The sequence below is a fragment of the Streptomyces sp. NPDC001443 genome (assembly GCF_053597355.1).
The window spans coordinates 18221-27824 of the sequence record NZ_JBSFIA010000071.1 but is presented as its reverse complement, the minus strand read 5'-3'; the positions used below and the strand labels follow the sequence as shown (position 1 = coordinate 27824).

The 9604-nt window shown below is 71.4% G+C and carries 8 protein-coding genes and 1 pseudogene; 5 read left to right on the top strand and 4 right to left on the bottom strand.

What is annotated here, in order from left to right; translation table 11 throughout:
• The 4 genes and pseudogenes from ACWC24_RS40205 to ACWC24_RS40190 all read right to left on the bottom strand — a co-directional run.
• Positions 1-112, bottom strand: a pseudogene (locus ACWC24_RS40205) (transcriptional regulator); the annotation flags it as partial.
• Positions 112-1344 (bottom strand): DUF5667 domain-containing protein, encoded by a 1233-nt coding sequence (locus ACWC24_RS40200; protein ID WP_450667871.1) that lies wholly within the window; start codon positions 1342-1344, stop codon positions 112-114. The gene ACWC24_RS40200 and the pseudogene ACWC24_RS40205, both read right to left, overlap by 1 nt.
• Before the next feature lie 236 nt (positions 1345-1580).
• The gene (locus ACWC24_RS40195) at positions 1581-2387 is read right to left on the bottom strand and encodes an ECF subfamily RNA polymerase sigma factor, BldN family (protein WP_450667870.1); all 807 of its coding nucleotides are present in this window, start codon (positions 2385-2387) and stop codon (positions 1581-1583) included.
• 430 nt (positions 2388-2817) lie between these two features.
• A complete protein-coding gene (locus ACWC24_RS40190) occupies positions 2818-3732 on the bottom strand; it encodes an HAD family hydrolase (RefSeq protein WP_450667869.1) in 915 nt (304 codons plus the stop codon).
• Positions 3733-3838: 106 nt separating this feature from the next.
• Between ACWC24_RS40190 and ACWC24_RS40185 the strand changes: the two genes are divergently transcribed.
• From ACWC24_RS40185 to ACWC24_RS40165, 5 genes are all read left to right on the top strand, one after another.
• A complete protein-coding gene (locus ACWC24_RS40185; protein WP_450667868.1) occupies positions 3839-4117 on the top strand; it encodes a glutaredoxin family protein in 279 nt (92 codons plus the stop codon).
• Positions 4118-4397: 280 nt separating this feature from the next.
• On the top strand, positions 4398-5162 hold the full coding sequence (locus tag ACWC24_RS40180; RefSeq protein WP_450667867.1) for a redox-sensing transcriptional repressor Rex: 765 nt from the start codon (positions 4398-4400) through the stop codon (positions 5160-5162).
• Positions 5159-6922, top strand: coding sequence for a glutamyl-tRNA reductase (locus ACWC24_RS40175; protein ID WP_450667866.1), 1764 nt, complete (start codon positions 5159-5161; stop codon positions 6920-6922). The genes ACWC24_RS40180 and ACWC24_RS40175 overlap by 4 nt, the downstream gene beginning before the upstream one ends.
• The gene (gene hemC / locus ACWC24_RS40170; protein ID WP_450667865.1) at positions 6919-7878 is read left to right on the top strand and encodes a hydroxymethylbilane synthase; all 960 of its coding nucleotides are present in this window, start codon (positions 6919-6921) and stop codon (positions 7876-7878) included. The genes ACWC24_RS40175 and hemC overlap by 4 nt, the downstream gene beginning before the upstream one ends.
• Positions 7875-9581 (top strand): uroporphyrinogen-III synthase, encoded by a 1707-nt coding sequence (locus ACWC24_RS40165; RefSeq protein ID WP_450667864.1) that lies wholly within the window; start codon positions 7875-7877, stop codon positions 9579-9581. The genes hemC and ACWC24_RS40165 overlap by 4 nt, the downstream gene beginning before the upstream one ends.
• The last annotated feature ends 23 nt before the right edge of the window (positions 9582-9604 follow it).

Below are 9604 nucleotides of genomic sequence, written 5' to 3'. Positions count from 1 at the left end.
GCCGGTCGTAGGCGATGTCGGCGCCCGCCGTGAGCCGTCCCTCGACCAGTTCACCGCGCAGTCCGGCCTGTGGCGGCGACACGGATCGCCGTACCGCTGTCGCCGTCGTGTCTAGCCGGCGTCCTGGCTGTCGATGCCCAGGCCGGGCAGCAGGCCCGGGAGCAACGGTGGGAGGGTGACGTCGGGTTGGCTGGTCGACGGGCTCGTGGACGGGGAGGCGCTGCCGGTGTCCTTGGGCGGGTCGAGCAGACCGCCGGTGCTGCCGCCGAGCAGCCCGTCGCCTTCGCTGCCGGTGCCGGCCGACTTGCTCGGCCCGCCGGTGCCGGAGCGGTCGGTGTCGGAGGTGTCGGAGCCGGTGCTGGGTGAGGCCGACCGGTGGGCGCCGGACGAACCGTCGGACGTGGAGCCGGGGCTCTGCCGTTGGCCTCCGCCGGTCCGGGGCGGGGTCTGCGGGAGCATGGACTTCAGCGGGGCGACCTCTTCGTCTATGGCGTCGAAGACGGACGACACCTGGTCGCTGACGTCGCCGAGCTGGACCGGGAGCTGTTCGCGCAGTGCGCCCCAGGCCTCCCGGTGGGAGCTGGAGAACGTGGAGAGGGCCTGGATGGGGCCCAGGGACTCGGGGTCGCGTTCGTAGGCCGCGTGCAGCAGTCGGTGGCCCTCGGTCGCGTCGTGCTGCATCCCGGACAGGGTACGGCGGACCTCGCTGAGGGACTCGTGGTCGAGGGGGCCGCTGCGGCCGCGCTCCATCAGTCGGCGTGCCTCGCTCAGCCGGGTGGAGGCCTGGTCGAGGTAGGAACGGCCGCGTTCGTCGTCCCCGTCGGTCAGATGGTTGAGCTTGAAATCCTCGATGCCGCGTTTGAGTCCGTAGAGCGAGTCGCCGGGCAGCGCGTCGGAGCTGGCGGAGGCGACTCCGCCGAAGGCTCCCGCGGCGACGCCGACGCTCAGTCCGCCCGCGGTCAGGCCCTTGGCCAGGCGGGAGCGTGGCCGGAACTTGCCGAGTCCTGTCGCCCGGTGTGCGCCCCGTGACCTGGAGCGCTGCTCGGGCACCGCGGTGTCCGTCGCCCCGTCGCCCAGCGTGCCCTCGCGGAGCATGGTCTCCATCGCGGCCACCAACCGGGCGCGTTGGACGACCTTGACCTCCGGGTCGAGCTCCGGTTTGGGCAGTGCGCCGAGACCGGTGGCGAAGGTCAGCAGCTGACCCTGCTCGGTCCGTTCCGCAGCAGCCGGGGACGACAGAGCCGGTCCTTCGGACTGCTCGGCCGCCGTGCCCAGGTCGGACAGCTCCTCCAGGGCCTGGGCGAAGGCGTTCGCCCGCCGGTGTGCCGAAACGTTCGCGATCACTGGCGGCACCTCCTCTCGTCATGACGGTCGGCTCCCCAGGGGGTCCTGAGGGTTGCACACCCTGCCCATGCCCATACGAACGAGTGATCGAAGTCGGCCAGGGAGTGACCACAGGGAGCCTGCATCCCGCACAACGAGCGGCGCGGCACTTGGGTTACGGACGACGGATGATCGGATCGCGAAGTCAACAGTCTTTCACTGAACGTGAGTTGTGGTTGCGGAGAGTGTCCGCCGGGTCAGCGGGCGTCGTCCGGGAGGAGCCGGGCCAGGGTGCGGACGGCGCGGTACTGGAGGGTCTTGATGGCACCCTCGTTCTTGCCCATCACGCGTGCGGTCTCGGCGACGGAGAGCCCCTGGAGGAAGCGGAGTGTCACGCACTCCTGCTGCTGGGGGTTGAGCCGGCGCACGGCGTCGAGCAGGGCGGCGTTGGAGAGGGACTCCAGGACGGAGTCCTCCGGGGAGCGCTCGACCTCGTTGGCGTCGAGCATCTCGCCGGTGGTGACCTCCAGCCGGAAGCGGCTCGACTTGAAGTGGTCGGCGACGAGGTTGCGGGCGATGGTGACCAGCCAGGCGCCGAAGTCGCGGCCCTGCCAGGTGAAGGTCCCGATGCGGCGCAGGGCACGCAGGAACGTCTCGCTGGTGAGGTCCTCGGCGGTCGCCTTGCCGCCCACCCGGTAGTAGATGTAGCGGTACACGGTGTCGCTGTACTGGTCGTAGAGCCGGCCGAAGGCCTCGGTCTCGCCGGACTGGGCGCGCTCCACGAGGTCCATCATGCGGGCGCTGTCGCTGTCCGCGGCCGGACGGCGGACGGTGGCACCGGTGCCGGTGCTCGCCGAACGTCCTCGTCTGCCGACCGTGGCGCTGCCCTCGGCCAGTGCGTAGCACGGGCCGAGGGGGGTGGTGGTGGCGAAGGCGGGGGCGTAGTGGCCGGCGGGGACGGGGTACGCGGTGGGGACGAAGCCGCGCAACAGATCTTTGAGCGTAGCGACCGTTGCGCGCAGCGTAGCCAGGCCCGAGGCGTCAACCCCGACGTGTGGGTACACGGGACTCCCAGAGGCAGAGCTTCCATCACGTGCAGTGCGGAACCGTTCACCCGTCGTGACGACGGAGGGGTACCGGATTGCGTCTGAGGAGAATAACGCTTCGTGCAGGCACTGCTACACCCAGTTGCTCAAATCGTCGATTACGTCGCTTCTGCAACTGATTGACGCCCGATCGTGTACCGGAGAGTGAGCGATTGTTGATCGGAAATCTTCGGGTTGAGAGTGGGTCCAGGCGTGTTGTGGCCGGGTCGGGTAAAGGGGACTGGGCGGGGCGGGGGGCGGGTACGTCCCCGCGAATGGCCGCTTCATGAGCGGGCGTGACCGAATCGGGGCGTGGGGACCGTCGGACCGGTCCCCACGCCCCGTGGGTCGCGTGTATTGCCGCTGTGTCCGGGCGGCGGTCACCGGCGCCTTCGGCCTCGGGCGGCGGTCACCGGCGCCTTCGGTGCAGGGCGATCGCCGCCGCCGTGCCGCCCGCCACCGCGCCGACGCCCGCCGCCGCGGGGATGCCGACCTTGGCCGCCTTGCGGCCCGTGCGGTAGTCGCGCAGGCGCCAGTCGAGGCTCCGGGCGTGTCGGCGCAGCTTGGCGTCGGGGTTGATGGCGTAGGGGTGGCCGACCAGCGACAGCATCGGGATGTCGTTGTGCGAGTCGCTGTACGCGGCGCAGCGCGAGAGGTCCAGGCCCTCCGCGGCGGCCAGGGCGCGTACCGCCTCCGCCTTGGCCGGGCCGTGCAGCGGCTCGCCCACGAGCTTGCCCGTGTAGATGCCGTCTACGGACTCCGCCACCGTGCCCAGCGCGCCGGTCAGGCCCAGCCTGCGGGCGATCACCCCGGCGATCTCCACGGGTGCCGCCGTGACCAGCCAGACCCGCTGGCCCGCGTCCAGATGGGCCTGGGCGAGGGCGCGGGTGCCGGGCCAGATGCGGCCGGCCATGTACTCGTCGTAGATCTCCTCGCCGATCGACATCAGCTCGGAGACGCGGTGGCCCTTGACGATGGACAGGGCCGAGTCGCGGGCGTCCTGCATGTGTTCGGGGTCCTCGACGCCGGCCAGCCGGAACCACGCCTGCTGCCAGGCGAACTTCGCCAGGTCGCGGGTCTCGAAGAACTTCCGTTTGTACAGGCCCCGGCCGAAGTGGAACAGCGCGGCGCCCTGCATCACGGTGTTGTCGAGGTCGAAGAACGCGGCGGCTTTCTCGTCGCCGAGCACGGGGAAATCGGGCTCCTGGGCGGAGGCCTCCGGCTGCGACGACTTGCGCGCCGCCTCCGCCGAGGCCTCGCCTGCCAACACGCTCCGCGCCGTGGCGGAGCGCCTACGGGGAGTGAGCCATCCGAGAGCGGCCATGGCGTGAGCATAGCCATTCTGTTCGGTGCTTCCGGAGTCGCGAGGTTTGGACGGTGTGAACTCTCCGCTACCGGGCCGTTAAAGAACCGGCCCGCGGGGCGCGAGAATGGGGGGCATGAGTCCCCTCTTTCGGCGCAAGTCCCCCTCGGAGCGCGTGGTCACGCTCATCGGCAAGCCGGGGTGTCATCTGTGTGATGACGCACAGATCGTGATCGAAAAGGTCTGCGGCGAGCTCGGCGTGCCGTGGGAGCGCAAGGACATCACGCAGGACCAGGGGCTCCACGACCAGTACTGGGAGCAGATCCCCGTCGTCCTGGTGGACGGACGGCAGCACACCTTCTGGCGCGTGGACGAGCGAAGGTTGCGCAAAGCACTGACCGACTAGTCCAAGTAGCCGGGAAAGTCGCTTAGGATCGATGGTGATTTGGCCTCGGGGGCGGGATTCGTGAGGAGAGTGTGCGTTTTTGCCCCTGGTAAACAAGGAGCAGCGCTGCGTGTGCGCCGGGTTCCCTCACTCGCGTCGCGGGTGCGTGACCCCGGTCACTTTGGCTGGGCAAATCGGACACCATCTTTGTGCACACGTTCACAAAGACATAGCCTGCATTCGACGGGGCGGTCTGGGGACATACGACCGCCCACAGCCCCGCTCTACCCGCAGGAGCACTGTGGCAACTGGCCGAACTCACCGACCGGCGACCCGTAGCCGAGGGATTCCCGAGGCCACCGTCGCCAGGCTTCCGCTGTACCTGCGCGCTCTGACGGCACTGTCGGAGCGCTCGGTGCCCACGGTCTCCTCCGAGGAGCTCGCGGCCGCGGCGGGAGTCAACTCCGCCAAGCTGCGCAAGGACTTCTCCTACCTGGGTTCGTACGGAACGCGCGGTGTCGGCTACGACGTCGAGTACCTCGTCTACCAGATCTCCCGTGAGCTGGGCCTGACCCAGGACTGGCCCGTGGTGATCGTCGGTATCGGAAACCTCGGTGCCGCCCTCGCCAACTACGGCGGGTTCGCTTCCCGTGGCTTCCGGGTCGCGGCGCTGATAGACGCCGACCCGGCGATGGCCGGCAAGCCCGTCGCGGGCATCCCGGTCCAGCACACGGACGAACTCGAGAAGATCATCAAGGACAACGGCGTGTCGATCGGTGTGATCGCCACGCCCGCCGGTGCCGCCCAGCCGGTCTGCGACCGGCTCGTGGCCGCCGGGGTCACCTCCATCCTGAACTTCGCGCCGACCGTGCTGTCCGTGCCGGACGGCGTCGACGTGCGCAAGGTCGACCTCTCCATCGAGCTGCAGATCCTCGCCTTCCACGAACAGCGCAAGGCCGGCGAGGAGGCCGCGGACGCCGAGGGCGCCACCGCGGCCGCCGTCGTCCGCAAGGACTCCGCCGAGCAGGGACCCGACGGGGACGTACCCGCCGTGATGCCCGCATGAGCCTTCTCGTCGTGGGACTCAGCCACCGAAGCGCCCCGGTCAGCATGCTGGAGCGCGCTTCGCTGAACGCGGACGCCCAGTTCAAGCTGCTCCAGGACACCGTCGCCGCCGAGCCGGCCGCCGAGGCAGCCCTCCTGGCGACCTGCAACCGCATCGAGCTGTACGCCGACGTGGACAAGTTCCACGCCGGTGTCGCCGAGCTGTCCACCCTGCTCGCCCAGCACTGCGGGGTGGGGCTGGAGGAGCTCACTCCTTATCTTTATGTGCACTACGAGGACCGGGCCGTCCACCACCTGTTCTCGGTGGCCTGCGGGCTCGACTCCATGGTCGTCGGCGAGGGGCAGATCCTCGGCCAGATCAAGGACGGCCTCGCCAAGGCGCAGGAGCTGCACTCCGCCGGGCGGCTGCTGAACGACCTGTTCCAGCAGTCCCTGCGGGTCGGCAAGCGCGCCCACTCCGAGACCGGCATCGACCGCGCCGGGCAGTCCCTGGTCACCTTCGGCCTGGAGCAGCTCTCCGGGGGCGCCGACGTGCGCGCCTGGGCCCGGGGCAGGTCGGCGCTGGTGATCGGGGCCGGTTCGATGTCCTCGCTGGCCGCCGCGACGCTCGCGCGAGCCGGGGTCGGCGAGATCGTGATCGCCAACCGCACCCCCGACCGTGCCGAGCGCCTCGCCCAGCTGCTCGAGGAGCAGTACGGGCAGCGTCTCGACGACGACGCCGACGACGGCACGCACGTCGTGACCCGGGCGGTGTCGATGGACGCCGTGCCCGCCGAGCTGACACGTGCCGATATCGCCGTTTCGTGTACCGGCGCGACCGGGATCGTGCTCGGCGCGGAGACCATCGCCGCCGCGCTGGCGGGCCGTCCCGGCCGCCCGGCCGCGACGCTCGCGGGCTCGGCCGACGCCACCGGCGGGCCCGGCAGCGCTCGTACGGACGCGCGGCCGCTGCCGTCGGCCCCGGCCGGCGCCGACGACAACTGCCCGCTCGACCTGGCCGCCGTACAGTCCGGCTTCTCCGTGATGGGAGAGGCGGCCGTCGCCGGGATGGACGCGGCGACGCTGGAGCAGCACGCGGCCTGGGTCGACAACGGCACGGTCACCGTCGACCGCCGCGAGACGCAGCGGGACGCGGCCGAGGCCGACGCCGAACTGATCACCGCGCTCGCCGCGACGGCGGCCTCCGTCGGCCGTGTCCCCGAGCGCCGCAGGCCCGAGCCGTCGGCCGAGGCCCCGCGGCCCGAGCCGGTCCTCTTCCTCCTCGACCTCGCGATGCCCCGTGACGTCGACGCCGCCGTGCACCGGCTGGCCGGGGTGCGCCTGGTGGACATCGAGACGCTCGCCGAGGCCTCCGCGGACGCGCCGATGGCGGCCGACGTGGACCAGGTCCGGCGTATCGTCTCCGACGAGGTCGCGGCCTTCGGGGCGGCCCAGCGGGCCGCGCACATCACGCCCACCGTGGTCGCCCTGCGCACCATGGCCGCCGACGTCGTCGCGAGCGAGATCGCCCGGCTCGACGGACGGCTGCCCGACCTCGACGACAAGCAGCGCGGCGAGATCACCCAGACCGTGCGGCGCGTCGTCGACAAACTGCTGCACGCGCCGACCGTACGGGTCAAGCAGCTCGCGGCCGAACCCGGCGGCGCCGGGTACGCGGACGCGCTGCGCACCCTGTTCGACCTGGACCCGGAGACGGTGGCCTCCGTCTCCCGGGCCGAGGACAGCATCGAGAAGAACGCCAAGAACCGAGGGCCAGCATGAGTCAGAAGGCACTGAGGCTGGGGACCAGGCGGAGCAAGCTCGCCATGGCCCAGTCCGGGCAGGTGGCGGACGCCGTGAGCCAGGTGACCGGACGGCCCGTAGAGCTCGTCGAGATCACCACGTACGGCGACACCTCCCGGGAACATCTCGCGCAGATAGGCGGCACGGGCGTCTTTGTGACCGCCCTGCGGGACGCCCTGACGCGCGGCGACGTCGACTTCGCGGTCCACTCGCTGAAGGACCTGCCGACCACGCAGCCGCAGGAGCTGGCGCTGGCCGCCGTCCCGCTGCGCGAGGACCCGCGCGACGTCATCGTCGCCCGCGACGCGCTGAAGTTCACCGATCTGCCCCGCGGGGCCCGGATCGGCACCGGCTCGCCGCGCCGCGCAGCGCAGCTCAACGCCTACGCGCGCAGCCATGGGCTCGACATCGAGACGGTCGCGATCCGCGGGAACGTGGACACGCGGATCGGCTTCGTGCGCGACGGTGAGCTGGACGCGGTCGTGCTGGCCGCGGCCGGCCTGAACCGCCTCGGCCGCATCGACGAGGTGACCGACTTCCTGTCGGTCGACACGGTTTTGCCCGCCCCCGGCCAAGGGGCCCTGGCGATCGAGTGCTCCGCGGACGACGCGGACCTCATCGCGGCACTCGGCGAGCTCGACGACCCGTTCACGCGGGTCGCCGTGACCGCCGAACGGTCACTGCTCGCCGCCCTGGAGGCCGGTTGCAGCGCCCCCGTGGGCGCGCTGGCCGACCTTCTGGACGACGGCCAGATTGTCAACGAAATGCGCCTGCGGGGAGTCGTCGGTACGCCCGACGGCACCCGTACGGTGCAGCTGTCCACCACCGGTCCCGTGCCCGAGACGCACGACGGGGCAATGGCGCTCGGTCGCGAACTCGCCACCGAGATGCTCGCCCAGGGCGCGGCCGGTCTGATGGGGGAGCAAGCACGGTGAGCCCCACCACCCTTCCCACCGGTCCGGAACACGGGCACGTCACCTTCCTTGGTGCCGGACCCGGGGATCCGGGACTGCTGACTCTGCGCGCCGTCGAGGCGCTGGCGCACGCGGACGTCCTCGTCGCCGAGCACGAGGTGCTCGACGTCGTACGCACGCACGCCCGACCAGGCGTCGCCGTCGTGAACACGGAGACGGATCCCTCGTCGGATCCGGCCCCGGGCGCAGGCACGCCACAGCTGACGGTCGTTGACAGCGCGTCAACAACCGCTGGTGTCCCTGTAGTGAGGGATGCCGCACATCTTGTCATGGAGGCCGCGCGGGGCGGCAGGCGGGTCGTGCGTGCGGTGTCCGGGGACCCCGGACTGGATACGTACGCCGCCGCCGAAATGCTCGCCTGCGCCGCCGCGGGCGTTCCCTTCGAGGTCGTCCCCGGCATCGCGGCCGCCGTCGGCGTGCCCGCGTACGCGGGTGTGCCGCTGCGCGACGCGCAGGGCGCGGACGTACGGTTCGTCGACGCGCGGACCGCTTCGGACCGGTGCTGGACCGAGGTCGGCGCGTCGGACGGGACCGTCGTGGTGTCGACGACCCTGGACTCGGTGGCCGCCGCGGCCGGCGAGCTGGTGTCCGCGGGCCGCAAGCCCGACACCCCGCTGACCGTGACGGTCGCGGGTACGACCACCCGGCAGCGGACCTGGACGGCCACGCTCGGCACGATCGCGCAGACGCTGAAGCAGGCGAAGGTCCTGCCGTCCCCGGACGGCGGCCGGCCGGTGATAGCCGTGGTCGGTGAGCGTTCCGCCCCCGCCCAGCGCGCTCAGCTGTCGTGGTTCGAGTCCAAGCCGCTGTTCGGCTGGAAGGTGCTCGTGCCGCGCACGAAGGAGCAGGCGGCTTCGCTCTCCGACCAACTGCGGTCCTACGGCGCGGTGCCGTACGAGGTCCCGACGATCGCCGTCGAGCCGCCGCGCACGCCCCAGCAGATGGAGCGCGCGGTCAAGGGCCTGGTCACGGGCCGCTACGAGTGGATCGCGTTCACCTCGGTCAACGCCGTCAAGGCGGTCCGGGAGAAGTTCGAGGAGTACGGCCTGGACGCGCGCGCCTTCGCGGGCATCAAGGTCGCCGCGGTGGGCGAGCAGACCGCGAACGCGCTGATCGCCTTCGGTGTGAAGCCGGACCTGGTGCCCAGCGGCGAGCAGTCGGCCGCGGGTCTGCTGGAGGACTGGCCTCCGTACGACCCGGTCTTCGACCCGATCGACCGTGTCTTCCTGCCCCGGGCCGACATCGCCACCGAGACGCTCGTCGCCGGGCTGATCGAGCTGGGCTGGGAGGTCGACGACGTCACGGCGTACCGCACCGTGCGGGCGTCGCCGCCGCCGGCCGACACCCGGGAGGCGATCAAGGGCGGTGGCTTCGACGCCGTGCTCTTCACGTCGTCCTCCACCGTGCGCAACCTGGTGGGTATCGCGGGCAAGCCGCACAACGTCACCGTGATCGCGTGCATCGGCCCGGCCACGGCCAAGACCGCCGAGGAGCACGGGCTGCGGGTCGACGTCATGGCGCCGGAGCCGTCGGTGCACAAGCTGGCGGAGGCGCTGGCCGAGTTCGGGCTGCGGCGCAGGGCGTCCGCGCAGGAGGCCGGTGACCCGGTCACCCGCCCGAGCGAGCGCCGCCCGGGAGCACGCAGGCGCCGGTCCACGACCTGACCGCACCCGCGCCGTCGAAGTGC